Source organism: Furfurilactobacillus milii, assembly GCF_009864005.1.
Classification (GTDB): Bacteria; Bacillota; Bacilli; order Lactobacillales; family Lactobacillaceae; genus Furfurilactobacillus; species Furfurilactobacillus rossiae_B.
Map to the genome: position 1 here is coordinate 43,100 of NZ_WEZQ01000026.1, position 25,752 is coordinate 68,851.

27 protein-coding genes and 1 riboswitch are annotated in these 25,752 nt (G+C 45.2%); of the genes, 9 read left to right on the forward strand and 18 right to left on the reverse strand.

What is annotated here, in order from left to right; translation table 11 throughout:
• Positions 1-275: 275 nt before the first annotated feature.
• Positions 276-728, reverse strand: coding sequence for a universal stress protein (locus GB993_RS11910; protein WP_161004456.1), 453 nt, complete (start codon positions 726-728; stop codon positions 276-278).
• Between the two features lie 345 nt (positions 729-1,073).
• Here GB993_RS11910 and lplA point away from each other — a divergent pair, with 345 nt between their 5' ends.
• From lplA to GB993_RS11930, 4 genes are all read left to right on the forward strand, one after another.
• On the forward strand, positions 1,074-2,084 hold the full coding sequence (gene lplA, locus GB993_RS11915; protein ID WP_161002173.1) for a lipoate--protein ligase: 1,011 nt from the start codon (positions 1,074-1,076) through the stop codon (positions 2,082-2,084).
• A gap of 16 nt (positions 2,085-2,100) precedes the next feature.
• Positions 2,101-2,535 (forward strand): hypothetical protein, encoded by a 435-nt coding sequence (locus tag GB993_RS11920; RefSeq protein ID WP_017261544.1) that lies wholly within the window; start codon positions 2,101-2,103, stop codon positions 2,533-2,535.
• A 2-nt stretch (positions 2,536-2,537) separates the two neighbouring features.
• A complete protein-coding gene (locus tag GB993_RS11925) occupies positions 2,538-3,017 on the forward strand; it encodes a hypothetical protein (RefSeq protein ID WP_161004457.1) in 480 nt (159 codons plus the stop codon).
• 95 nt (positions 3,018-3,112) lie between these two features.
• Entirely contained in the window at positions 3,113-3,760 is a 648-nt protein-coding gene (locus GB993_RS11930) for a DNA alkylation repair protein (protein WP_161004458.1), read from the forward strand.
• Here GB993_RS11930 and GB993_RS11935 read toward each other — a convergent pair.
• The 3 genes from GB993_RS11935 to GB993_RS11945 all read right to left on the reverse strand — a co-directional run bounded on the left by GB993_RS11935 (position 3,753) and on the right by GB993_RS11945 (position 5,550).
• Positions 3,753-4,454 (reverse strand): VTT domain-containing protein, encoded by a 702-nt coding sequence (locus tag GB993_RS11935; protein WP_161004459.1) that lies wholly within the window; start codon positions 4,452-4,454, stop codon positions 3,753-3,755. The genes GB993_RS11930 and GB993_RS11935 overlap by 8 nt on opposite strands.
• 453 nt (positions 4,455-4,907) lie before the next feature.
• Positions 4,908-5,015 carry a putative holin-like toxin gene (locus GB993_RS11940; RefSeq protein ID WP_161002178.1) on the reverse strand — a complete coding sequence of 36 codons (108 nt, stop codon included), beginning with the start codon at positions 5,013-5,015 and terminating at the stop codon, positions 4,908-4,910.
• Between the two features lie 427 nt (positions 5,016-5,442).
• Positions 5,443-5,550: a putative holin-like toxin gene (locus GB993_RS11945; RefSeq protein WP_161004461.1), complete on the reverse strand. Its 108-nt coding sequence runs from the start codon at positions 5,548-5,550 to the stop codon at positions 5,443-5,445.
• 967 nt (positions 5,551-6,517) lie between these two features.
• Here GB993_RS11945 and gloA2 point away from each other — a divergent pair.
• Positions 6,518-6,898 carry an SMU1112c/YaeR family gloxylase I-like metalloprotein gene (gene gloA2, locus GB993_RS11950; RefSeq protein WP_017261540.1) on the forward strand — a complete coding sequence of 127 codons (381 nt, stop codon included), beginning with the start codon at positions 6,518-6,520 and terminating at the stop codon, positions 6,896-6,898.
• Here the strand turns inward: gloA2 and GB993_RS11955 are convergent.
• Complete coding sequence (locus tag GB993_RS11955; RefSeq protein ID WP_161004462.1) at positions 6,855-7,334, reverse strand: GNAT family N-acetyltransferase; 480 nt, start codon at positions 7,332-7,334, stop codon at positions 6,855-6,857. The two genes, gloA2 and GB993_RS11955, sit on opposite strands and share 44 nt — an antisense overlap.
• Before the next feature lie 73 nt (positions 7,335-7,407).
• Here GB993_RS11955 and GB993_RS11960 point away from each other — a divergent pair, with 73 nt between their 5' ends.
• Positions 7,408-7,815 (forward strand): MarR family winged helix-turn-helix transcriptional regulator, encoded by a 408-nt coding sequence (locus tag GB993_RS11960; RefSeq protein ID WP_161004463.1) that lies wholly within the window; start codon positions 7,408-7,410, stop codon positions 7,813-7,815.
• Positions 7,816-7,932: 117 nt separating this feature from the next.
• On the opposite strand, the gene GB993_RS11965 is transcribed toward GB993_RS11960, so the two are convergent.
• From GB993_RS11965 to GB993_RS11985, 5 genes are all read right to left on the reverse strand, one after another.
• Positions 7,933-8,106, reverse strand: coding sequence for a hypothetical protein (locus GB993_RS11965; RefSeq protein ID WP_161004464.1), 174 nt, complete (start codon positions 8,104-8,106; stop codon positions 7,933-7,935).
• 19 nt (positions 8,107-8,125) lie between these two features.
• Entirely contained in the window at positions 8,126-9,019 is an 894-nt protein-coding gene (locus tag GB993_RS11970) for an SAM-dependent methyltransferase (protein ID WP_161004465.1), read from the reverse strand.
• A gap of 14 nt (positions 9,020-9,033) precedes the next feature.
• Positions 9,034-9,456: a helix-turn-helix domain-containing protein gene (locus tag GB993_RS11975; protein WP_017261531.1), complete on the reverse strand. Its 423-nt coding sequence runs from the start codon at positions 9,454-9,456 to the stop codon at positions 9,034-9,036.
• 4 nt (positions 9,457-9,460) lie between these two features.
• The gene (locus GB993_RS11980; RefSeq protein ID WP_161004466.1) at positions 9,461-10,396 is read right to left on the reverse strand and encodes an alpha/beta fold hydrolase; all 936 of its coding nucleotides are present in this window, start codon (positions 10,394-10,396) and stop codon (positions 9,461-9,463) included.
• Between the two features lie 505 nt (positions 10,397-10,901).
• On the reverse strand, positions 10,902-12,713 hold the full coding sequence (locus tag GB993_RS11985; RefSeq protein ID WP_161004467.1) for a M3 family oligoendopeptidase: 1,812 nt from the start codon (positions 12,711-12,713) through the stop codon (positions 10,902-10,904).
• A 119-nt stretch (positions 12,714-12,832) separates the two neighbouring features.
• Here GB993_RS11985 and GB993_RS11990 point away from each other — a divergent pair, with 119 nt between their 5' ends.
• The gene (locus tag GB993_RS11990) at positions 12,833-13,813 is read left to right on the forward strand and encodes an alpha/beta hydrolase (protein ID WP_238331663.1); all 981 of its coding nucleotides are present in this window, start codon (positions 12,833-12,835) and stop codon (positions 13,811-13,813) included.
• 182 nt (positions 13,814-13,995) lie between these two features.
• Complete coding sequence (locus tag GB993_RS11995) at positions 13,996-16,209, forward strand: glycoside hydrolase domain-containing protein (RefSeq protein WP_161004468.1); 2,214 nt, start codon at positions 13,996-13,998, stop codon at positions 16,207-16,209.
• Between the two features lie 637 nt (positions 16,210-16,846).
• On the opposite strand, the gene GB993_RS12000 is transcribed toward GB993_RS11995, so the two are convergent.
• The 8 genes from GB993_RS12000 to GB993_RS12035 form a co-directional block, all read right to left on the reverse strand.
• The gene (locus GB993_RS12000) at positions 16,847-17,944 is read right to left on the reverse strand and encodes a Fic family protein (RefSeq protein WP_161004469.1); all 1,098 of its coding nucleotides are present in this window, start codon (positions 17,942-17,944) and stop codon (positions 16,847-16,849) included.
• Positions 17,945-18,042: 98 nt separating this feature from the next.
• Positions 18,043-18,699, reverse strand: a complete 657-nt coding sequence (locus tag GB993_RS12005; protein WP_161004470.1) for an energy-coupling factor transporter transmembrane component T family protein — start codon at positions 18,697-18,699, stop codon at positions 18,043-18,045.
• On the reverse strand, positions 18,696-20,117 hold the full coding sequence (locus GB993_RS12010) for an ATP-binding cassette domain-containing protein (RefSeq protein ID WP_161004471.1): 1,422 nt from the start codon (positions 20,115-20,117) through the stop codon (positions 18,696-18,698). Before GB993_RS12010 ends, GB993_RS12005 begins: the two co-directional genes overlap by 4 nt.
• Before the next feature lie 38 nt (positions 20,118-20,155).
• The gene (locus GB993_RS12015) at positions 20,156-20,740 is read right to left on the reverse strand and encodes an ECF transporter S component (RefSeq protein ID WP_161001819.1); all 585 of its coding nucleotides are present in this window, start codon (positions 20,738-20,740) and stop codon (positions 20,156-20,158) included.
• A 134-nt stretch (positions 20,741-20,874) separates the two neighbouring features.
• Positions 20,875-20,964, reverse strand: a riboswitch (TPP riboswitch).
• Between the two features lie 120 nt (positions 20,965-21,084).
• Complete coding sequence (locus tag GB993_RS12020) at positions 21,085-21,693, reverse strand: ECF transporter S component (protein ID WP_161004472.1); 609 nt, start codon at positions 21,691-21,693, stop codon at positions 21,085-21,087.
• Positions 21,694-21,743: 50 nt separating this feature from the next.
• Positions 21,744-22,061 carry a magnetosome magnetite crystal formation protein family gene (locus GB993_RS12025; protein WP_017261522.1) on the reverse strand — a complete coding sequence of 106 codons (318 nt, stop codon included), beginning with the start codon at positions 22,059-22,061 and terminating at the stop codon, positions 21,744-21,746.
• A gap of 606 nt (positions 22,062-22,667) precedes the next feature.
• The gene (locus GB993_RS12030; protein ID WP_161001821.1) at positions 22,668-23,639 is read right to left on the reverse strand and encodes a nucleoside hydrolase; all 972 of its coding nucleotides are present in this window, start codon (positions 23,637-23,639) and stop codon (positions 22,668-22,670) included.
• Positions 23,640-23,795: 156 nt separating this feature from the next.
• Positions 23,796-24,695, reverse strand: a complete 900-nt coding sequence (locus GB993_RS12035; RefSeq protein WP_161004473.1) for a LysR family transcriptional regulator — start codon at positions 24,693-24,695, stop codon at positions 23,796-23,798.
• 168 nt (positions 24,696-24,863) lie between these two features.
• On the opposite strand from GB993_RS12035, the gene GB993_RS12040 reads away from it, so the two are divergent.
• Positions 24,864-25,745, forward strand: coding sequence for an alpha/beta fold hydrolase (locus tag GB993_RS12040; RefSeq protein ID WP_161004474.1), 882 nt, complete (start codon positions 24,864-24,866; stop codon positions 25,743-25,745).
• Positions 25,746-25,752 lie beyond the last annotated feature (7 nt).

The window sequence follows — 25,752 nt, forward strand, 5'->3', positions numbered from 1 at the left end:
TGCACCTGTTTTAAAGCCAGAGTATCTCACTTTGTTTAAGGCGAAGGCACAGTTGTAAATTTAAAGTTAGATCGATTTGGCCGGAATCTGCGTAAGTCAAAAGAACTTGTAATCCAAGCATTACAAAACCTAATTCAATAACAAATTGCCAACGCACAACTTACCTTTTATGAATACAATCCGCTACTTGAATGCGAATATAAGGACTTAAAAAAGCGGTAGATACCCTCAATCGAGAGTACCTACCGCTTTCTTAAAATCATGATTTAATTATCTTACTTCTGGTTAACCTTAACAATCAGTACATCAACGTCTGCGTTGCGGCTGACGTAATTAGTTACGGAACCAACCATCAAACGTTCAACGGCGTTTAAACCAGTTGTACCCATGACGATCAGTTCGTTACCGTGGTCGTGAGGAAATTCACGCGAGATAACTGGTTTTGGATTACCAAAACGAACGTGAATGTCGACATCTTTAACACCGGCCTTTTCAGCCTGTTGTTTCAAAGATTCCAAACGGTTTTGAACGTCTTCAACCAAACGGTAGATGACATCGCCACTTACAGCGCCACCATAACTGTCCGAGAATTGGTTAACCTCCAAAACGTTCAGGATGTCTAGGTGCGTATCGTTGCGTTTGGCAACCTCAATTGCCTTTTCCAGAACTGGTTCAGTGGCTTTCGAACCATCAACTGGGGCAAGAATATTTTTGTATTGCTGTAACATCGCTGTGTGCCACCTTTCTATCAATCAGGAACTCTACTGCTTTTGCCTTATCTTTATTATACCTTTTATCAGTCATAATGTAAGCGATTTACTAATTTATGGGCGCTAAATGTAAACTTATTTGGTTGCCAATAATTAATGGCCTGGTCAAATGAAAGGTAATATTCAATATTTAGAAAGTTTGTGAAATCACAAAACGAAACACTGTCAAATTAGCGATTGTGTCCGCTTTCAGAAAGTGCTAACATCATTGGTGAAAGCGTGATTCATCTATTTATAAGTTGTTACAAACCGCTGTACTGGGTGAATCATCAATAAAAAAGATGCTTAGGGGGATTTAACGTTATGTACTATGTTTCGATGAAATCGCACAACATTGGCGAGAACTTAGCCACCGAGCAATATTTGATGAACAACAAGAAGTTTGATGAACCGTTATTACTATTCTACTATGAGGAACCATGTATCATCGTTGGTCGTAATCAAAACACTCAGGAAGAAATTAACCAGAAGTATGTTCAAGAGCACAACATTCGGGTAACCCGTCGTCTGTCCGGTGGTGGTGCCGTTTATCAGGATTTAGGTAATTTATGTTTCAGCTTCGTGGTGGACTCAAACAGTGAAGAATTTGGCGATTTCAAATCTTTCACAAAGCCAATCGTAGATGCCTTACACAAAATGGGGGCCACAACCGCCGAAGTTTCTGGTCGTAACGATATTCTCGTTGATGGCAAGAAGTTCTCTGGAAACGCGATGTACACCCGTAATGGGAAGACATTCTCACATGGCACGTTAATGCTTAACGTGGATCTTGATGTTGTGACACATGCACTTAATGTACCAGAAGATAAGATTGCTTCAAAGGGAATCAAGTCCGTTCGTTCACGGGTTACCAACCTGCGTCCTTACTTGGATAAAGAATATCAAGACATTGATGTCCCAACGTTCCGTGACATTTTATTGAAAGAATTGTTTAACGTTGACGACCTCGCTGACATCAAGGACCGTGAAGTCCAAGTTACTGACGATGATCAGAAAGAAATCGACAAGTTGTACGAACAATATTACAATAATTGGGACTGGGTTTACGGTAAGTCACCAGAATTTACGGTGAAGAAGCGTCAGCACTTTGATTATGGGACGATTGATGCACGTTTGAACGTTGATGATGGTAAGATCAACAACATCAAGTTCTACGGGGATTTCTTCGGACCAGAAGATGTTTCTGCACTGGCTGACAAACTGACGGGCGTGAAGTATGACCGTGACGATTTAGCATCTGCTTTGGCAGACGTGGACCTGGCAAAATACTTCGTCGGCATTTCGAAAGAACAATTGGTCGATTTGTTGGCATAGAAAGGTTTTTGTCTAGATGAGAGATGTACGTGTCGTCAGCTTGACGATTGCTTCCTGGATTTTCTACACGATCGTGAATGCGGGGGTGTACTTTGGCTTTGGCAAAAGTGCGAGCCAGCAGTGGCCGCATTTTCTGGCAAACGAAGGCATTATGTTAGTCTTCGTCGCTATCCCTGTCATTATGTTTGCACTTAACTGGCGGTTTTCAGTATATCCGCAGTCTTTCGTTCTAATTATTTTGACAGCTGTGCTACTCTTAGCGGTGGTACAGACGTTTACGGGCCACGGTGTGGTTTTCATAAACGTAATGATTGATCTGTTTGCGGTAATTGGTTTAATTACCAACTTTGAAGCCTTTGTGGCGGGAGCACGATTCCGTCGCAACTACGAGGAAAACAACCGCATTTGGGTCGAACGCAAAGCAAATAAACAAGCGAACGGGAGAAAATAACCATGGAAGAAAAAGTTGCCGATTTTCTACAGGCATTGCAAGATGAAACGTATGTGGCAACCTCATCCACAACCACGTTTGACAAACTGAATGATGATCCGGAAGGCGTTATGGCTGACAGCATTGCCTTTGCACAGAAACAACTCGCAGCTGGTAAGTTAATTCAAACACGGGTTGATATCACCGGCTTTCACGATGTTGAAATGAATGTTCGTTTAGAAAGCTCATTGATCAATTTGCCGTTTGCCTATGCGAATGAGATTGATAAGATGCTTGATCCTGACGACGAACGCGAAGTAAATCTGTACATGATTTTCGACTCGCCAGCCATCAATGTGTCCAAGATGCGAATTGATATGGCCAGTTCTGTTCAAGCATTTTTAGACGATCCAGATTCTGTGAGTGCTAAAATTACTGACTGGCTTCGTGAACAGGTTGAAAAGCTGGAAACGGCCGACGCTGAAAAAGAGGCCGAGGATTAGTTTTCACAATTAAATAAAGGTTTCAATTGCGGCGAGTATTAGTGAAAAGTGGTCTTTCACTGATACCCGCCGTTTACATAAGGTGGGTTTGAACAATGATAACAGCTTTTTTAAAGGGTGATCCCAAGACGGCTGAGGGAATGGCCGCATACATGAAGAATAAGTTTCCGTTTGCTGGTGTTAAGTCACCAGAACGTAGGCAACAGGAACATACACTGCTGGTTGACAGTAAGCAGTTAACGTTGTCGGCATTGAAACGGCAGTTTGCGACACTATACGCGCTGCCAGAGCGTGAGTATCAATACGTTGCCATTGATATGATGCAGCATAATGTCACTCGGCTGACACAGGATGAGTTAGCGTGGCTGAGTGACTATATTACAGTTAAACCTTGGTGGGATAGTGTCGACGCTATTCGTGGGGTGATTGGTCGCGTTGTCAAACGTCATCCAGACTGGTTAGCAGAAGTCGGCACGTGGTATAAAGAAAAGCCCGACTTCTGGCAACGCCGGGTGGGCATTACCTTGCAGTTAGGCTTTAAAACGTTAACGGATGAAGCGTATTTAAGTGAGATGATGATGGCCGATTTAACGACCGACGAATTTTTTATCCAAAAGGCGATTGGCTGGGCACTACGCGATTACAGTAAGACTAATCCGGATTGGGTACGTCAATTTATCGCTGATCATCAATCCAAGATGAGTTCATTGGCCGTCCGTGAAGGGAGTAAATATCTCAATTAAGGTCACGAATCGCATCAACCCATTCACGCACAAACCGGACAACTTCGTGAAGGATAATCGGTAGCAACGCAATACCAATGCAGATAAACGTAAAGTAGTTTTTGACAAACTGTGTTTTGCCGAAGAAAAAACCTGCTAGTGTGGCGATCAAGATCCAAGCCACGACGCCAATCGTGTTAAATAGATGAAATTGGCGTTGATCCATCTTGGTTTCGCCGGCAATGAGCGGCATGAAAAGGCCGACAATAGGAACAAACCGCGCGATAATTAGAAAACTACCCCCGTACTTCTCAAAGTAGACTTCAGATTGAGACAGTCGCTTCATGGTTTTACTTTGCGACTTACCCTCATCGCGTTTTTGCTGAATATGTGCATCAGCGCGCGCCTTCATGCGGATGCCAGTGCGGTATTTGATGGTCGATCCGACCAGTGTCATCACCACAAAACCAATCAATAAGAGGTAGATGTTGAGCACTGAAGACCGGTTCGCAGAAATTGCTCCGGCGACAAACAGCAGCGACTGCGCTGGTAAGAATGAGAATAACAGGTAGGCGCTTTCTAAAAAGAGGACAGTAAATAGCACCACATAGCCCCAGTAGTTAAATTGGTTGGTCCACGGCACTAAAAAGGATAGTGGATGGAAAATAAATTCAATCACCCACGCCAGGCGGGTGGAAGTCAGGAAGTTTGTCATAGTAGTCTTACTATACTTGCAAACGACTAGAATGCCAAGCAAAGAGGGTATGTCGTGGGCAAACTTTGTTGGACATCTTGCTAAACGAAGGTGTTATAATAACAACGTAAAAGGGATGCCACTAGAGATGGCATCCTACCGATCCGCAAAAGCGGTGGCGCTAGATGATCAACGAGCAATCGTCAACTGTCCAAAGTTGAGACGACTGCCCGTTTTTTACGTTAACAGCAGGCCATAATGGCCACTATTAACTGAACGACCAAGTGAATGAGTTATTGTCACATGAATCATCCAATTGTACTGACTTTTTTTAGGATGAACATGTTATAATGACAACGTAAAAAGGATGCCACTAGTGATGGCATCCTACCGATCCGCAAAAGCGGTGGCGCTAGATGATCAACGAGCAATCGTCAACTGTCCAAAGTTTACGACGACTGCTCGTTTTTTTCGTTAACAGCAAGCCATAATGACTGCTATTAACTGAACGACCAGTGCGAGGAGGGCCACAACGAACATGGCAAACTCCAGCACTAGCTGCAGTGCATCCTTTACGGACACGAGGTAACTCCTTTCCATCAGATTCTGCGGCAATACGGTAAAAAATTCTTACCCCATTAGCACCATCTTCTTTCAGACGTATAAATACGCCAGAGTCACCACCGTCTTCACTTCTCGGCAACAAAAATTATAGCAAACCAAGCGACACGGTTTCCTCGATTTAGATGAAGCTTTCATGCTGTTTTCATGAGAAAATCAGTAAGATGATAGCATCTATAAATGTTGTTATATCAGTCGATTGAACGATTTGTTTTTACATGAATCATCCAATTGTACTGACTCTTTTTAGGATGAACATGTTATAATGACAACGTAAAAAGGATGCCACTGGAGATGACATCCTACCGATCCGCAAAAGCGGTGGTGTGAACGATAAACGAGCACTCGTCAACTTCCCAAAGTTTACGACGACTGCTCGTTTTTTACGTTAACAGCAGGCCATAATGGCCACTATTAACTGAACGACCAGTGCAAGGAGGGCCACAACGAACATGGCAAACTCCAGCACTAGCTGCAGTGCATCCTTTACGGACACGAGGTAATCTCCTTTCAGCAGATTCTACGGCAATACGGTAAAAAATCTTTACCCCATTGGCACCATCTTCTTTCGGACAAAAAGATCACCACCGTCTTCACTTCTCGGTAACCAAAATTATAGCAAACCGAACGACACGGTTCCCTCGATTTAGATGAGGTTTCCATGCCGTTTTCATGAGAAAATCAGTAAGATGATAGCATCTATAAATGCTGTTATATCAGTCAATTGAACGATTTGTTCTCACGTTAATAATTCAGTCGTACTGACTCTTTTTAGGGTGAACATGTAATGACAACGTAAAAAGGATGCCACTGGTGATGGCATCCTACCGATCCGCAAAAGCGGTGGTGTGAACGATAAACGAGCACTCGTCAACTGTCCAAAGTTTACGACGACTGCTCGTTTTTACGTTAACAGCAGGCCATAATTGACTGCCGATTGGCGTAACGGACATGCGACTAGCTCAATGAGCCAGCCTCAATCCACACAGATATTAAATATGCACTTTCAGCCATAAAATTCTGTCTTCTGCGCCCCTCACATTTGCATTCATCTCAATAAGATGTTAGTGTATTTACATGCGATGAGTCGAGATCAGCCAGACGGCAGTAATGTCGTTCCTCTGCGGAGGCTAGTGGCTATCGAAGCCGGGGGCACGTTTTTCCTTCGTATAAGGAGTGCTTGATCGTTCGTGTTGTGGAACACGGCGGCCCACCCACCGACTACTAATTGGGTGCCGGTACTCAGTTCTTCGTGATTGAAGAACCCCTCAAGTCTGGGAGGTATACCAGACACGCCAAACTAACTTCTATCATTTATGATAGAAGCTTTTTTTTGCTCATTTTGTTGGTGCTTGAGTTAAGCATTCAAAATGGGTGAAGTTGGCGAGTATGCTACACTAATAGGTAAGGAGTACGGCCTGAGCACTAAGCAATCGCTAGGCTGCACAAAGAGGAGGGCACACATGGAATTAAGCACATTGCATCACATCGCAATCGTCGTTTCAAACTACACGAAGGCCAAGGATTTTTATATAACGAAGCTTGGTTTTCAGATGGTCAGTGAATATGACCGTCCAATTAAACATGATACCGTGATCATGCTTTGTGCTGGCAACGTTCAGTTGGAACTCTTTGTGCGTCCAAACAGTCCGGCACGGTTAACGTATCCAGAGGCGCTGGGATTACGCCACATTGCCTTTATGGTAAAAGATGTGTCGCAAACGGTGATTGAGTTAGCTGAACTGGGTGTAAAGTCTGAACCAATTCGCCACGACGAGTTCACTGGGAAGGCGATGACGTTTATTCACGACCCTGATGGGCAGCCAATTGAGTTGCATGAGTAGTTGCCAATGGCTCGTGAACCATCTTGATGTGTGGTGTGTGGTTGAATAAGAACACATCGCCCACAGCGTGAAAACCAAATTTTGTATATAAACCCTGAACCTGTTCTTGGGCTTCGATTTCGACGGGTAAATCACTGAAGTGATCATTCAATACTTGCATGATCTGTTCGAGTAGCAACCGTCCGTAACCTTGTCCACGAACTTCGGGAATCGACAGCACGCGGCCAAACGTCACGTGCTTTTCTTCTGTGAAAATTCGTGCGTATGCAACAAGACGACCATTTTCGTAATCCATTAAGTGCAGGGCTGCCTTGTCCTGTTCATCGACTTCTTGATAAATCCGGTTTTGATCAACCACAAAGGTCTGGATTCGTGCATAGAAGATGTCGTATAATTCATTTGGAGTTAACTTAGAGAACCGTTTTAATTGCCACATAGTGTTACTTCTTTCGTTATTAATGGCATTTAGTATAGTTTTAATTTATTGCAAATGCAACAAGGAGTTTAAAATGATTGATGAATTAAGACAAATCGGTACCTTTTCACGGCGCGCTACGGCGAGCGCCAATCACGAATTTGCGTCTCAAGGACTGAACAATAATCGTTTTCAATATCTACTGCGGATTTGTGAACGGCCGGGACTCTTTTTTGATGCCTTGGCTGCGGACATGGCTGTTGACCGCACGACAAGTTTTCGGGCCGTTCAAAAGTTAATTGCGGAAGGTTACGTCGAGAAACGACCGGACGCAGTTAACAAAAAAGTTCGTCGTTTATTTCCAACAGAGAAGGCCACGGCACTGTATCCAACCATTCATCAATTTGAAGCAGGGGTGGCTGACCGGACAATCGGCTCGTTAACACCCGGGGAGCAGCAACTATTAGCGGAGTTGCTAGCCAAAATTAATCAAAATCTGTAAACAGTCTTAAAGTGATTTGTAAACAAAAATGACAATTCTGAAAATTTCAGAATTGTCATTTTTTAAACGCTTTGTTGAAAAGCAATAATCTTACCAGACTGAGTGTTGGTTTAAGAATTATTTATCTTTATTCTGTCTTTCATGCCAGTAGCTGTACAGATTATACAGACCAATCAGCAATAACACGAATCCAAACGCACCACTGGCTAATTGCTTGTCCCAGATGCCAAAGGCTAACAGAAAAATACCACCAGCCAAAAAGGACAATGCGTCACGTAATGTTTTACTCATAAATACCTCGTTTAATGGCTTATTTGACGATGTATACCCGATCGTGAATGAGGTCGAACCGGCTAAAATTACGATTCAACGGTTCACTTTCCGTCAGCTCAGCGTTTTGCCAAAACGTCTTGGAGTCGGTGGCACCATTTTGTTCGCCAATGACAATGAATTCTGGCGGCGTCGGCAACTTTCGAATGGCTTGAAGGACTTGCCAGTCGATATCTTGACCATCTGGCGACCAGGACATGACAATAGCACCGACTTGGTCACCGTACTTTTCGATGGCACTGAGCGCATCGAGTTGTTCAATATTGGTCACGGGGTGCTTGCCGGTTTCGTTTTCTTTTGTCCAGTCCTTGGAGTCGGTAGTGAAAATCTGTTGTGAAGGTTGCTTGTCCCGCAGTCCTTTTGAAATATAGCCATTACCGGCCATGAGTTCGAGCGTTGGGCGACCGTTCAGATATTGACTCAGGTCGTTAACAAACGGTGCGGAGATGTAAGCCCACATGCCATACGTATCCTCGAGGTAGTCGCGGAAGTTCCGAAGGGCAGTGTCCAAACGTGGCAGGGCGTTGGAAAATGCATTCCACACCTTGTCGCCACGTTTGTCACCAATCGGATATTGCTTCAGAACATGCTGATAAACGGTGTCCTGGAAGTTGTCCGGCAACAATAGTTCCGGTAGCGGTTGCGGTAACAGTCCGCGCGACAACAACCGGTCAGCTTCCAATACCTGATTGATCAGGAAGACAGCTTCACCCAAACCGTTAAATTGGTCCCGAAATTGGTTCATTTCGGCAATATAATCGTTGTGCGCACCAGCGTCGGGTCGTAAGCCATTTGCATCCGTTGAAGGGGCTGTCTTGCGTTTGGGTTGCTGCTGAACCTGGCGCTTAAGTTTGCGAAGTTGTTTTGGATTCATACACGGTTGCCTTTCTATTCTTTTTCGTCGTCATAACCAAGATCAAGTTCTTCTTGGTGATCAATTGGGACATCTGGACGGCGTGTTTGCCGACCGTGAAGATAGCCTTCAATCAATTGGTACACTTCATAACGGTCTTGGCTGCTCAGTGTTTCGCCGTTAAACGTCAGCCGTTTGCCTGAGAGAAATAAGCGGCCTAGATCATATTCATCCAGTTCCGTTTTTCCAGTCAGGTAATCCAGCGAGACATCAAAGAATTCGGAAAGTTTGCGCACTTCAATGTAGGAAGGGGTCCGAATGCCACGCTCCCAGTTACCAATTTGTGAAGCAGTGTTCGGCTTTTCGTTTGGTGAGAGGTTCTGACTTAGTGCGTCCGCCAACTGATCCAATGTAATGTGACGACCACGGCGGATAGCACGTAAACGTTCAGGGAACATATTCTCACTTCCTTTCTACAGAGATTGTATGATCTTCGATCCACTTCAATAGTACCGCATAGACCTGCTCGTGGTCGCGTTCGTTAAGAATTTCGTGACGCATGTGCGGCCATAATTTGAGTGTCACGTCAGTAAAGCCAGCTCGTTTTAGCGAACGGACATGACGGCGTGGTCCCAAACTAAAGCCGCCAACGGGATCTTCTTTACCACTGGTGAATAGAATCGGCAGTTGTTTGGGGATGCCCTGATGCCATTGTCGTTTGGTTGACAAAGTTGTCATCCGAAACAGCACGGAGAAGCCGTTATTGGTGAAGGTGAAACCGGACAACGGATCATTGTTGTAACGATGAACGTTGACGGGATTTTCCGACAGCCACTGAAAGGGTGAATCCTCAGGAAACCGTTTGGCATAAGCACCGAAGGCCAGTCTATCCAGCGTGTGATTAGGTCGGCGGGGCGCAAAGTTGTTGAGGACGGCCACTATGGGTCTGATCACAGCTAGGATCGGATGAGCAACGGCCGAGCCAATCACAACGGCTGCGTCTACCCAACTTCCATACTGAGTTAAGAATAATTGAACCATCATGGCACCCATGGAATGACCGATGATGACGTGCGGGAGACCAGGATAGTCATGGCGCAGTCGTTTAGTCAGGGTAAACTCATCATTAATGAGATGTTCAATCGGCTGTTGTTTGCCAAAGTATCCGAGTGGTGAATGGCCGACCGAATGACCATGACCCAGATGGTTATCGCCAGCCACGACCCAACCGTGAGCATTGAGAAATTCCGCAAACGGTTGGTAGCGGTCGATGTGCTCTGCCATGCCGTGCACAATCTGAATGGTGCCGACGGGTTGCTGATCATCTGGCGTCCAGATGCGGGCTTCCAGTTCGTGCCGGCGGTCAGTGGATGGAAACGAAAACGCAGTGACTGACATGATAACCTCCTTGAGTCATGTGGATTTTGGGTTGCGCGTTTGGCTGTCGCTTACGGTTGTCAACAGTGACACGCTCGCCGTGGGACCGGTTCAAGCCGGAAGTGCACCGTCTTTCACTTCGCCGCCAAGCCTCGTGAGAATCCGAGTCTTGGCAGTCGTCCGTAACCTAAATTCGGACAAACCGCCGAATTAACGTTACCTTCACGGCTCGGTATCACTGTTGATGTCCTCCATCTAAGATTGCAACTACAACCTTGATTCAATTGAATTCGAAATGGTTGCATCTGTCGATGATCCAGTTAACTGTTATTTGAGTGAAGATGGGCGGAGACAGAGTTCCGTGTAAACAGTACTTAATGGCGAGATTTTGGCCATTTAGTACTGTGGGACGAGTTCTGAGACGGTTTGTGGCTCAGAATCTAGGTCGAAAACCCAGCGGGGTTGAGACCGGTCCTCATGGAACGGCGTCTCAGCACATCGTAACGGCATATAAAACTGTTTGAATTTAGTGAACCAAATCGTCGGACAGTTTGAGGAACTCGTCAATGTCTTTCTTAACCAGATCCGCTCCCGACTGCCAGAAGTCCGGTTTGGTGAGATCAACGCCGAGATGCTTCTTAGCGAGATCTTCCGTCGACATGTTTGCCGTGTCCCGTAACAGGGCGATGTACTGGTCCTCAAAGTTCCCACCGCTTGCCTGAGCCTTCGCGTAAATACCAAGGCTGAAGAGGTAACCGAACGTGTAAGGGAAGTTGTAGAATGGTATTTCGTTGATGTAGAAGTGCAACTTGCTAGCCCAGAAGTGTGGGTGATACGTGCCAAGGTGGTCAGAGAAGGCCCACTTTTGAGCGGCTAACATCAAAGCATCCATCCGTTCAGGGGTCACTTGTCCGTTTAATCGTTCTTTGTAGAAGTTCGTTTCAAACAGGTAGCGGGCGCGGATGTTCATGAACATAGCGACAGGGTTATTCATCTTGGTGTCTAACAGGTTGATCTTTTCACCAACGCTGGTGGCAGATTTAACGTTAGCGTCAGCCACAACCAGTTCAGCAAAAGTCGAGGCTGTTTCGGCGACGTTCATCGCGTAACTGCGACGCATTTCTGGCAGGTCTTTGACGACACTGTAATGGAAGGCGTGGCCAATTTCGTGGGCGACCGATGAGGCATCATCTGGTGTGCCAGTGTAGGTTAAGAAAATCCGCGATTCTTGGCGTTCTGGAATTTCTTCCATGTAGCCACCCGGTTGTTTGCCAAGGCGGTCTTCAACTTCAATCCATTGGTTGTCAAACGCGGTTTGGGCAAGGTCTGCCATCTTAGGACTGAACTTACGGAAGTTGGCGACGATGAAGTCAGCCGCGTGGTCATAGTCAATCGCTTTGCTTTCATAACCGTCGACCATAATTGGTGCGGTTTGATCCTGCCAGTCATACGTTTGTTTGCCCAGCAAGGCTGCCTTACGATCCATGTAGGGGATGAACATGCCCTTGTTAGCTTCAACAACATTCCACATTGCCTTCAATGTTTGGCGGCTCATGCGGTTCAATTCCAATGGGTGCTTCAAGAAATCGTCGGTACCGTGCAGCTTATAGTTCTGCAAACGGAAGCCAGCTAAATGATTCAACGTGTCGCCAACAACGGCCTCTTGGCTGCCCCACGCCTTTTCATAGGCAGACATGATGTTCTTACGCGTGTCATTGTCCGGCGCACCAGTCAGTTGGTTTAGCGCTTGACCTGCTGAAAGTGTCTGCGTTTTACCATTTTCATCGGTGTACGGTACGCTGATTTGTGAGGCGATGGTGTCGTAATGCGTGCTCCAACCAGTAAAGCCATCGATTGCCAGTTTATTAATGATACTTTCGGATTTTTCGTCCAGTTGTTCAGCTGCTAATTTGCGGTCCTCGGTGAGGTTAAAGGCAATTTCCTTGAAGTCTGGCAGAACAATCAGTGCCTTAAAGTCATCGTCATTAATCTCGGCCAATTTTTTGCCAAACGAAATTTCCAGATCTTTAAACGTACTGAATGCTTCGCTGACTTGTGCCAATTTGGGTCCAATTGCGGTATTGTTGAAATCCGCGGACTGGTGGGCGGTCCAGAAAACGTTGAGTTCCATTAAACCGTTGATATCTGTTTCCCGGTGCTTCAAGTAATCGGACAGACCGTGGTATGCTGGTGCATCCTTCGCAAGGTCAAGGGCGGCCAATTCAGTTGCCAGCGTGCCAAGATCTTGGTTTAATTCCTTTAAACGTGCGTTTGCCTGCGGTGAATCGTAACCACCAGGGAAAATGTTTTCCAAATTCCAGTTCTGTTTGTACTTCATGAAATCCCTCCGTTTACCAACAATGTTACCGCTATTATACCAGTCCTGGTGCACAAACGCCCGTTGTGTCAGGTGAGGAATCGTGTTAAAGTTAGACAATTAGGGCAGGGGGTTAACTAATGGCTAAACATCAGATGCGTCATAGCGGTCAGCTAGTTAAAAAACATCACCGAGCGTTGTGGATCACACTAATCGTGGTCGTTTTATTGCTTGTTGGTGGGTTACTTGGCGCTGGCTCATACTTCTTTCAAGTCGCCGAAGTGCGCAGTCACAAGGCCTTTATCAATAATGCAGCAATGAAAAAAACTGATCCTTTATATCAAAAGGATCAGTGGTTCCGTCAACAGAAGAAACAGCGGTGGACTATTACTGGTCAACCAGGCAACCTTAAATTAGTCGCTAACTACTTACCGGCAGCTCAGAAAACCAACAAAACGGTGGTTATTGCCCACGGATTCGGTGGCAACAAAGAAAAGATGTCCGCCTATGGGACGATGTTTCACGATCTCGGCTTCAACGTTTTAATTCCAGATGATCGGGCCGCTGGTCAGTCGCAGGGGAAATACATTGGCTACGGTTGGTTGGATCGAAAAGATTATTTGAAATGGATTAATTTAGTTATTGAAAAGAACGGACAAGACAGCCAGATTTTGATGGACGGTGTTTCTATGGGCGGTGCGACAACCATGATGGTCAGTGGCGAACGCGACGTGCCTAAGCAGGTAAAAGCCTACATTGAAGACTGTGGTTACACTTCCGTGAAGGATGAAATTAACTATCAGGCGAAGTCGATGTACGGCATCCCATCATGGCCGCTGGTACCTATCGTGAGTGCAATCAGTCAGGTGCGCGCCGGATATAATTACACGGAGGCCAGCTCAGTGAACGCTGTCAAACGCAATCAGCGACCGATGCTATTCATTCATGGTAGCAAGGATACATTTGTGCCGACAAAGATGGTCTACCAAAACTACAAGGCTGCCGCCGGTCCAAAGGAATTGTGGGTCGTTAAGGGTGCTAAACACGCGGCCTCGTTTAGACATGATCCTGCGGTCTATCAACAGCATGTAGAGGCGTTTTTAAATCAATATTTTAAGTGAAGATGAATCCAGAAAGCCCCTGATTGATGGAAATCAGGGGCATTTTATTGCAAGAAAATAGAACTTAGGTTCACATTTTTATTGATAAATGCGAACATAAGTTCTACCATGATGATGAAAACAAATTCCACTCTGGCCAGAAAAGAACTGTTTTCAATCAAACACAAAGGAAGTATAACACAATGGCAGTAGATGAAATGGTTTTAGAAACACAAAAGTGGTTAAACACAACGTATGGAGATGTTGCAGGGTTTGGTAATGTGCCTGAAAGTGGGCATACTGGGTGGCCAACGGTATATGGATTGATTCGTGGTCTACAACATGAATTGGGCATTGGTGGTCTTGTAAACAATTTTGGACCAGGTACTATTTCTCGTTGGGATGCGCAGTTTGCTGACAAAACAGTGGTAGGTTTTAAACACAATGTTGTTCGCATTATTCAAGGCGGCTTTTGGTGTAAAGGCATTAGTCCAGAGGCGTTTGATGGTAAGTTCTCAAGTGCTACTGCCGCAGCCGTTGAAAAACTAAAAAAGAATGCCGGTATTAAAGATACGAGTGCACGAGTAGATTCTGATATTCTTGGTGCCTTGTTGACAATGGATGCATTTACTTTAGTTAGTGGTGGCGATGCCAAAATTCGCACGATGCAGCAAACACTTAATCATGATTATCAAGATTACACAGGTATATTGCCTTGTGATGGTATCTATCAGCGTGAAACCAACACGGCATTAATTTATGCTATGCAGGCGTCTGCCGGCATTCAACCAGGATATGCTGGTGTTTATGGTCAAAAAACGATAGATAATACGCCGACATTGACAGTTGGCTCAACTAGCAAGTTTGTACGTGTTCTTCGTTGGGGACTTTACGTCAATAATTTTAAGTCTGCGCTTAGTAGCTCTGGCACGGCTTCAACAAGTTTTGATAGTGCTTTAGGGACGACGGTTGATCAATTCCGCGCCTTCATGGCCTTACCGGAATTTCCGAAGGCTACAGCAGATTTAGACGTGTTTATGGGCGTATTGATTAGTGCGGGAAATACTGACAGAGCCGCATCTGCATGCGACACATCTTTCCAGTTAACCGCTACTCGTGTACAGACTTTAGTTGATGCAGGATACGATACTGTCGGCCGCTATTTGACTGGGAGTGTTGGATCTGGAAGCAATGAACGTGATAAGTCTCTTAGTAGCTCAGAAATTAAAACCATTACAGACGGTAAAATGAGTATTTGGCCAATTTACCAAGATGGTGCCTCAAATGAAGTAGCTTATTTCACCAATGCAAAAGGCCTAAGTGATGCTAAGACCGCATTAAGCGCGGCACGAAACTTAGGCTTCCCTGCAGGAACCGTGATTTACTTTGCGGTTGATGCCGATATTCAGACAGGAGATATCGCTGGCACTGCCGGTGCATATTTTGCAGGAGTACAGGATATTATTGAAGGATCAGAGTTTATTGCGGGTGTGTACGGTACGCGTAATGTTGCCAGCACAGTAATTGAAGACGGCACAGCTAGTCGAGCGTTTGTCAGCGATATGTCGACTGGCTATTCTGGAAACTTAGGCTTTGCAATGCCTAAGAGCTGGGCTTTTGATCAATTTGACGAAGAAGAAATCGGTGATTTTGCAATCGACAAAGTTGGTACGACGGCTTTTCGTTCCACTGCTGTTAAAAACTTTAGTCAAACACAAGATAGTTCCGATATTTATTCAGCAACGGTCAAAGCGGCAAATAAGTTTATTCAAGGTTGTGCGACAGATTTACCTGGATTTTCACCATTACAAGACGTATCATTTAACGAAACTGCGATGTCTGTGCACGTTTCAGGTGGTGCTGCTGACATTGACGCAAAGTTGAATATTGGTGGTTCTGTCAGTGTGCCAGGTGTTGGCGTACAATTTATGTACAATGTTAACAAGAATAAAGTAACTACTAATATGGATCCTTATTATCAACTGCTTCAAAACAAGACATTACCTGCCAGTGCAGCTCAAGGTGCCGTGGACGCAATTTCTAAGCACGTTGGCAACGGACGGGTATGGGTCAGTCCAAATTTGACAGGCAACGGGTTCACCTTGCATATGTATAATGACGCAAAGCAGGATACAGATGGTCACGAAGTTACGGTGAACTTTGAAGTATTGGTATCAATTAGCTTTCATCCAATTGATGTCGCTGTTCCAACGCCGGAGGTTGTGACGTATAATAACACGGTTAAAGAAAGAACAGAAAATGCCGATTATAATTCAACAGAAAATGCAATCGCATTTCAAGCTTTTAGTGCATTCCAAAATGCAAGCCAGTTCTTCTTGCCAGCAGCAAGAGCTGTTTCAGTGGTAACTTTTTTATTAATAGTGCTAGTTGTTGTTTTGGCACCCGCTGGAGCTTAATTCAATTGTTAGGAGGGGTATTGTCGAATATTTTAATTTTCTCGTGATTAATGCTCTAGTGGTGGCACTCTATCTGTTTCTTTGGGTAGCCATCGACCAACATTTGATCAGTAAGCACAATCGTAAACACAAAGCTCAAAAACAAACTGTGCGAGAATACTACAAGAAAATAAAGACGCTTGCTCCTCGACCAGTGTTTTCAATGTTTAGTAGACTGGCAAAGGTTTTAAGGATTCTGCTTGTTTTGTCAGTGGCAGTTGGCTTCCTTTTGCTTGACGCGCCGATGTCTGTACTTGTGGTGTGGGGATTATCAATTAATCTATTACTAATCGCGTATTTTGTAATCAGTTGGATAAACAGAACAAGGTTACGTAAAGCTGCAAGTACTATAACCACCGAGAGTATCTTTATTGAACCAGAAGCGTTGATTACAGCAGAATTCTTGGGAGAGATTGTGATTATCGTCTGTTTTTCGATTCTTATTCTGGCCTATTGATACGGTCAAAAATTTATTGTTAGTTTGAACGACAGTGAGTTTTCACGAAAATTGAGCACCATGAACATCAGCGAGAGTTGGCGTTCATGGCGCTCTTTTTACATAGAAAAAGGCCACTTTGTTTTCAAAGTAGTAAGGCATCTAAGCTAACTGATACTTAGTCCCACGGGATCGACCAGACATTTTAACCGAGTGAGCATCAACGAGTTGCCTCAGTGTACGTTCAATCGTTTTCTGACTGTATTGAGGGACTGCATTCATAATTTGCTGCTTGTTAATGGGGATGAGTGCTTCTTGAAGAGCATTCATCACTAGTAATTGTGGCGTGAGGCGTTTGGGCTTAGTGGTTGAACGTGAATCGCGTTTAGGTGTGATTTTTTCGAAGTCAGTTGGTAAGGGCGTTAGCCGATCGTGAAAATCTCGATATGTCTGGAGAACAACACTCAGGAAAAAATTGATAAAGGGACCATAATTATTGCTGTTCTCCGACCAACCAACGGTGCTCTCTTGCAAGATAGCGTAGTAAGCGTCTTTTTGTTCTTCAATTAATTTTTCCAAACTGATGAATTGGCCGACTGTAAAACCAGCTCGCGATAACGTTAATAGCATCAGTAGGCGAGACATTCGACCATTACCGTCTCGAAATGGATGAATGGTCACGAAATCAAATGTAAATGCGGCGCAAAGTAATAGGACGGGCAATTTGCTTCGGTCGACCGCCTCTGAAAATTGTTGACATAATTCATCAACTAAATTTGGGGTCAAATGCGCGGCTGGTGGATTGAAACGGACAGTGGTCTCGCCATTTTCAGTGGTTTCAAGAACTTGATTATTAATATCTTTGAAATGACCGCCCCATGAATCTTCAGTGAGGCGAAAAAGGTGTTTATGAAGTGTAAGGATATTTGAAGTAGTGAGATTGATTTCTCGAAAATTGGTGTGAATGAGATTTAAAACATCTCGATAGCCAGAAATCTCAGCTTCAGATCGATTTTGTAGCGTCGTTGTTTGGGATACTAGTTTTTTAAGACGTGTTTGACTGGTGTAAATGCCTTCAATTCGATTGGAAGCATCCGTACTTTCAATCTTCGCAACCTTGGTCATTCTTGTCAGGACAGCCGGATTCTTTAAACGAAGGTTGGCCATTTGACCACGAAGCTCATAAATTTGGTTCATTTTATTGACCATTTCAGGGGTTAAAACGAGGTTATTGAGTGTGTCGTAATCAAATTTTTTCATAATCGCCCTTTCTTTATCTATGTCATTTTATGCTAATTGACATCGAAAGTACGAGAAAAGACCACTGATTTTAGTGGTCTTTTCTCGTAGCGATTATGCTATTTAAGCGGACTGAATAAAATTGCCTGTAACCCAACAATACTAATCACCGTTACGACATAATTCCACCAGGGAATCCGAATAACGGTCCGGTGTGTGCGTGGGGCATTCTCGGTAAAACCGTGTGACGTCATGGCTTCAGCGAGATTCTCCGACCAGTTAAGAGCGGCGACGATTGACTTGAAAAGCAACCGTGGTGACCAGAAGTGAAGATCGATGCCACGCATTTGTGCGCTGGCACGGATGATTTTAACTTCACTGCGAATCTTTGGCACAAAGTTAAAGGCACCAAGCATGCCATAGACAAACGTTGTGGGAATGTGTGCGTTTTGCTCAAGTGAGGCTAGCGTCTTTTCTGTTGTTGTGGAGAAGGTGAATAATCCGCCGAGAAATGCGTAAGCATAAATCCGCGTAGCCATAACCCACGCAAAGTGCACGCTTTGCGCAGTCGAAAAGTAGCGGATAGAAAACCAGATACCGACGGCGGGGATAAGCGGCACGAGCAGTAATCGCACGTACGATAAGATCGGTGCACGATGACGTAACATGACTAAAACGGAGATGGCGATAATAATGACGTTTGCCCAGATCACAGACGTAAACGAGATTTCAACACCTACGAATAGGACTAAAATCAATAAAATTGTTGGATTCATAGGCTAGCCTCATAACTCAATTGATGATGATTTAGATGCAAGTGGTAATCCGCGTATTGGCTGACGTCGGTTAGTTGGTGCGTAATCATTAATACGGTGTGATGCTCTTCTAAAACGGCATGACGCAGCAACTTAAGCACCGTGTGAGCTGAAACGAGGTCGAGTCCGGTCAACGGCTCATCTAACAGCAATGTCGGCACATCCATAATCAGCATCAATAGTACTTGCAGTTTCTTTTTTTGACCTTCACTCAGCGAGTACACGACCTGATCATCGCGACCGGCTAAATCTAGTGAAGCCAAAGTCGCGTCAATGCGACTTTGCGTCCAAGCAGTGGTTTGCTGGTATTTAAGGCTGAGCGCAATTTCTTCCGCTACAGTAATGGTCAGAAACTGACTTGCGGCTTGTTGAAAGACGAGGGCAACGTGTTGCGCGTATTTTCGAGCGCGCAATTTGCTGATTTCCTGTCCTTGCCATTGGAGAGAACCGGTGTAAGTTTGCAATTTTACCAGTGCATCAAACAGTGTTGACTTGCCCGTGCCGTTTGCGCCAGTGAGCACAACGAATTTGCCTTGGGGGATGTTCAGGCTGGCATCGTTAATGAGTGGTGTTTGGTGGCCCACTGTGAAGCCATCTAGTGTGAACTCAGGCGATAGTTCAGCGGCTGGTAGGGCAATGGGCGCAGGCTGATGTTGGCGTTGTTCAAAAGCGGCGAATCTTGTCTGTGCCTCACCAGCATCAGCTTGATGGACTTGGTGACGTTCACCGTCAAAAATATACAGTTGATCAATGAGTGGTTCATAATCGGACAAATCGTGGTCTGCGACAATGATTGTTTTGTGGTATTTTTTCACTAATGTGGTCAGTTGCGTTAACAGAAATAAACGGGCATCTGGGTCAATGTTAGCAAACGGCTCATCTAGTAGGATGACCTCAGCGTTCAGCGCAACAATTACGGCTAGGGAAACCTTTTGTTGCTCGCCACAGGATAATGTGGTGAATCTTCTGTCAGCAAAATCCGTGACGCCCGCAAAAGCCAGCGCGTCATTAACCCGAGCGTCCATTTTATCAGCGGGGACTTGCAAATTTTCGAGTGTAAAAATTAACTCATTGCGTGGCGTTTCCATCGCAAATTGTTGACTGGGATTTTGAAACATCATCGCTACGAGTTGAGCGCGTTTGGAAGCTGGCAAATCTACTACCGGCTGATCATTAACTGTGATAGTTCCGGTTGCTTCGCCCATAAAAGCGGGATACAATCCGGCAATCAGTTTGAGCAGCGTGGATTTTCCAGTGCCAGACGGGCCCGTCAGCAGGTTAAAGGTACCGCCGTCAAACGCTAAGTTTTGGTGCTCGATGACAGGCGGTAATGTGGTTTCATAGTGAAATGTAACATCGTTCAAATTAATCTTTGACATGCAGACAAGCTCTTTTTCTTAAGAATTAGCGGTGCTTATTAGGCGTGACGACGGTCTAATAAATGTGACCGGTCAAGCAGCTTCGTGACTGCAGAAACCAGCAGGGCGCCGAAGACCCACATGGAAATGAAGCGGGTGATAAACAAGGCGACAATCATCCACGGATGATAAGCGGCGTAACCGGAACGAACCAGGTCCCAAGCAAACGTCACGATCGCGGTCGTCAGGGCAGATAGCGATAAACTCGCCATGTCATAACGGCGGTACAGAGTGAACGTAAATCCAAGTTCCGACCCGAAACCTTGAACAAAACCAGAAATCAGTGTGCTTGGACCCCATTGACCTCCGATAATGGCCTCAACGGCTGAGGCGAGAAGCTCGCCAATCGTCGCTGCACCAACTTTTTGCAACATGAATGCTGCCAGCGGGCCTGCCATTGTCCACAGGCCCAACAGAATGTCGTTTGCAAACGGCGCCATGCCAAGTGGCGTTAGGGCTAGTGTCAGTCCGTTGTATAGAAAGCCTGTGACAAAGAAAATAATCCCCATAAAAATGGATGTAATGGTGATCAAAATGACATCGCGTAAATGCCACCGGTTAGAATGTGCTGCTTTTTGTTGCATTGTCTTTCCCTCCGTGTTGAGGATGCTGCTTGCCCGCAAAATAACCCGATGATTGCAAAAAAAGACCTTTCACAATCGTCGAGCCTGATGTGAGAGGTCGTATTTCCGTATTGTAAATAACCCGTTTTTACACGGATTCCGGTTACGTATCTCCCTTCGCCGGTATTAACCGGATCAGGTTCAATGGGTTTTATCTCAGCCAAATGGCACCCCAGATATAATGTTATTACGCAATTATCTTAGCTGAAACCGGTTCATATTTCAAATGAAACCTTAGTGAGAAATCGGCGACCGACGTTTGAAAACAAGCTTATGTTTAGTCAGCAAACAAACGTAACGTTTAATTAGCGTGAGCGGCGAACAGCTAAAATGGCTCCGCCAATGATTGGCACAATAATGACGCCGGCAATCATTTCTGCAATTCCATTGACGCCAACCAGTGATAATAAAATCCACGTGAAGGTGCCACTGTGCGGAATGCCAGGAAAGTAGATGTGGAACATTACGATGGTAATCCATGAGAAAATAACAACTAATGCCGTGTTGGTAAATGAAGCCATGAAGCCTGACAAAGTTAATGCCCAACCACGATGTTGTCGTTTGACCGCCAATTCTTGAAAAATGTACCCAACGACGATTCCAATCATCACTCGTGGCAAAATCGCGGTGACAGGATTACGAAATAGAAAGGCACCGAGATTGTAGACTGTCGTCCAAGCCTGAATGAGTGACGCTAGGCCCCAGACGCCACCGATAAGACCGCCCCACCATGGTCCCATGACAATTGCGGCAATCGCGACGGTAAACTGAATGATTGAAATTTGAATGCCCAGTGCAGTGAGTCCCAAGGGAATGTAACCTAAAAAGGGTACCAAAACCTGAACAATGATAATCGCAATAAACAACGCAGCCAACACGAGGTTGCGGGTATTTGTGCTTGAACTTGATTTCATATGGTTAGCCTCTCGGATAAAAGTTTAGTCCTCAATCGTTGATGAACAGTCTAGTCGAGCAGGACACGAATGCCCATGACGATGTTATAAAACCACAACACTAATGATGCAAGACCAAATGCTCCGATAAAAAGGAGTGTTAACCAACCCATCCCAGCGTTTGGTCCGATGGTTAGGCCGTAAACAGCCACAAAGAAGAAAATTCCGAAAGCCATCAATGTTGGCAATAACTGTGTCCAGAAGGCACGTGCGGCATGTGTTGTTACATCGCGTTGACCAGCGGCTGCAATCCAAACGACTAGGGGAAATAAAACGGGCAGAAATAGAATGCTTAGGTAACTGAGGGCACTTAAAATTTTATGTGTCATGATACCTCTCCTGTATTGATAAAATTAATACTTTTATTTTACGCTATCACCTTTGATCACGCCAAAAGTTTTGTTCAGAATTGACCGTCTACGAGATAGTGCAGCGCTGGCGACTACGGTTGTCAATATTGATACGCTCCGCCGTGGGAGCGTCCGCAACCTAAATTCGGCCACACCACCGAATTAAAGTTACCTTTACGGCTCGGTATCAATATTGACGCCTACGTCTAACGTGGTCGAAATTTCCGCATGGACGTCATTTAATTCCCGGCGCCGTTTTTCTTGTTGGTATTTTAGCGCTTCACTAGCGAAGTGAAGCTGATTGAAAACAGAGTTCCGTGTCGACAACAATTGGCGGCATGAACTGGGCCGCTTAGTGTTGTGGGACGACTTCTGAGACGAACTGTGGCTCAGAATCGAAGGTGAAAACTGCCGGTTTTGCAGGTTGAACCTGGTCCCATGGAACGGCGTTTTCAATCGGCGTAACGGCAGTGAGGTGTTTAAAGCTACAGTCTCATAGGAAGATGTGCGAGAAAAAACGACTCCGCCAATTGAGGAGGAGTCGTTTCGGATATTTAATATCGTACAAGGCAATGTTAGTTAATTTTAGTGTTTGGCAAACAAGTTTGTTAACAAGTCCATGAAGTGGGCGAGGTAACGTTCCTTGTCGACATCCACAGCAACCTTCATGTTGGTTGTTGGGTCGTTCAAACGTGCAGTGTCACCGATTGTACGGCCAACATCGGCAGGGTTAGCTGGGTCATCATGAGTAACTTTCATGTTCAAATCGATCAACTTAGCATAGCTAGGATCGATGGCAACACCAACGGCCAATGGGTCATGAATGGCACAACCGTTTTTGTCGATGTCCAAGTTGTAGTAAGCGTCGATGTAGTAGTCGGTAATGTCGGCATACTTTTCACCGGCAACCGTACCTAAGTCACGCCATTGTTGTGTTTCTTTCTTCGTTAACAATGTCCGCAGGGTAACATCCAAGCCAACCATTGTGGACTTCAATGGTGAACGGAAGACACGGTCGGCAGCGGCTGGATCTTGGTTAATGTTAGCTTCTGTGAAGGCTGTAACGTTACCAGGAACCGTCAAAGCACCACCCATAAAGGTCATGTTACCAATTAACTTGGCGATTTCAGGGTCTTTAGTGATGGCTGCATCCAAGTTGGTTTGTGGACCAGTTGGAACCAGAATCAAGTTATCACCATATTTGTGAGCAGCGTCGATGATAAAATCAACTGCTCCCTCTGATTCAACGGCACGCTTTGCCTTTGGTACCTTAACCTCACCAATTCCGTTGACACCATGAATCTTTTGACTGATTTCCATCACGTCAAAGTGATCCGTGGTGCTTGAGTGTGATTCACCCAAGAAGACAGGCACATCAGTCGCACCCAGTAATTCCAATAGATCCAGTGAGTTTTCAGCTGATTTATCAACCAGTACGTTTCCGTATGATGAAACGATCCCAATCAGATCAACTTCTGGTGAAGCAACCGCATAAGCAATAGCCAGGGCATCGTCAACACCAGTGTCCAAATCAAGAATCATTTTCTTTGTAGCCATCTTGTAACCCCCGAAAAATAAGATTTAACACTGTGAAAGTGTCTATTTACACTCTCAATAATAGACGAATGAAAGCCCTTACTCAAGTCCTACCGTTCATTTCTCATTTTCTTATTAAGTTATTCCAGGCTAAATGCGGATAGACCAGTGACAAGATTAATCAATATCAGTAGCAGGGATAGCGGTTGGTAGCTGGCTTTTGATGGTCTGAACCATTTGCTCAACAGCGGCCGGGTGCCAATTTTTGCGGAACAATAGTTGAATGTGCAGTTTTGTGGGAATGTTCGGGGTTAAACGTTTTAGCAACCCATTTGCTAATTCGTCTTGGATTACGAAATCCGGTAGAAAACTGAAGCCCAGACCAGCGCTTACGGTTTGCTTGATGGCTGCCAAACTCCAGACTTCCATCGTTTGCATATGCGTCCCGGGATATTGTTGATGGCGATACTGTTCAAACGCCTGTCGGTAGCCACACTGTTTTTCATTGATAACGAAGTGGGCTTGCGGTTGTGCCAAGATAGCTGACAGTGTGGTCGGCGCATTTCTGGCCGCAACGAGCGAACAGCGTTGTGTGCCTAAGTCAATGACTGATAATTGTGGATCTGGCTTAAATAATGGCCACAGCATTAGGGCAACATCGGCCTGGTCGGATAGTAACAGTTTGCGGTTTTGAACACAGGTTGCATTGTTAATGGTGAGATTAACGAGGGGGTTGTGTGCGGCAAAACTTTGCAGAACCGGATTCAAACCGTACAGCATTAATGATTCTGGGACCGACAAACGCAGTGAGCCACTCAGTTGATGAGGTGTTGCCAGGTCAGTGACTTGTTGATAGTTCGCTAAAATGGCGTCGGCAAGAGGAACCAGTCGTTTGCCAGCTGGGGACAAACGTAGTGTCTTACCACGAAAAAGAAAGGGCGGTTCGCCAATGACACTCGCTAGTCGTTTCATTTGCGCAGTAATTGTTGATTGTGTGTAATTAAGCTCGGTAGCGGCAGCCGAATAGCTACCGGTCGCCAAAATGATTTTGAATGTTCGAAAGTACTGAATATCCATAAGTATTGCCTCCAGCGGTGACGTGAAAGAGAACTATCACTTTTTTGTCCTTTTAGTGTGATTCAATATTTTCAATAGTTTAGTTTAAAAAGTTCAATTTTTATGAATGCTACTTTGTTCTTATACTAAATAAAAAGAGAACGTTGCACAAGCTGGAGGCAATTTAGAATGGAAAAAATAATTGATACACAGAATCTGCACATGGCCGTTAACATCAGTGGTCCTAGTGATGGTCAGCCATTGATATTACTCCACGGCTGGCCGGATAGTTGGCACACTTGGGATGCAATGCTACCGATATTACACCAAGCAGGATACCAGACGTTTGTTCCGTCACTGCGGGGATTTGGACACACTCGCTTCCGACATGAACAAACGCGCCGGACCGGTAGCTTTTTCGCATTGGCTCAAGATATTAAGGATTTGATCGATGTCCTGCAATTGGGGCAAGTACGCGTGATTGGTCAAGACTGGGGCGCGTTTACTGCTTTAATGATGAGTAACCTATGGGGGACGGGCATTGTTGGCAGTAGTGTAGTCCTCGCAGAGGGTTGGCAAACATTTGGAAACCTATCCCTAGAGCAAATTCAAAATTTCTGGTATCAATGGTTCATGACAACGGAACAGGGTGAACGCTACGTGCGCGATCATCCATTAACATTTGCCGAACATATGTGGCAAGTGTGGAGTCCGCACTATGTACTAACTGAGACTGACCGAGCCGACTTTAAAGAAACGTTTGCCAATCCAGATTGGGCGGCCGTGACGCTCGATATGTATCGGTCTCGCTGGGGATATGCACCGACGGATGGACATTACGCACCGTTAGCTGAACGGTTACAACGAAATGATCGAATTTCAGTGCCAACGCTAAACATAATCGGTCAGGCCGATGGTTGCACTGATTATCACCAAGCTAGTTCAATGGCACCGTTTATGGCTGGCCCATTCAAACAGGAATTGTGGCCGCAAGCGGGACACTTTCTTCAACGTGAACAACCAACGCGAGTCGCCAATGCTGCCATTCAGTGGTTTGAACACACTAAATAACGTAACT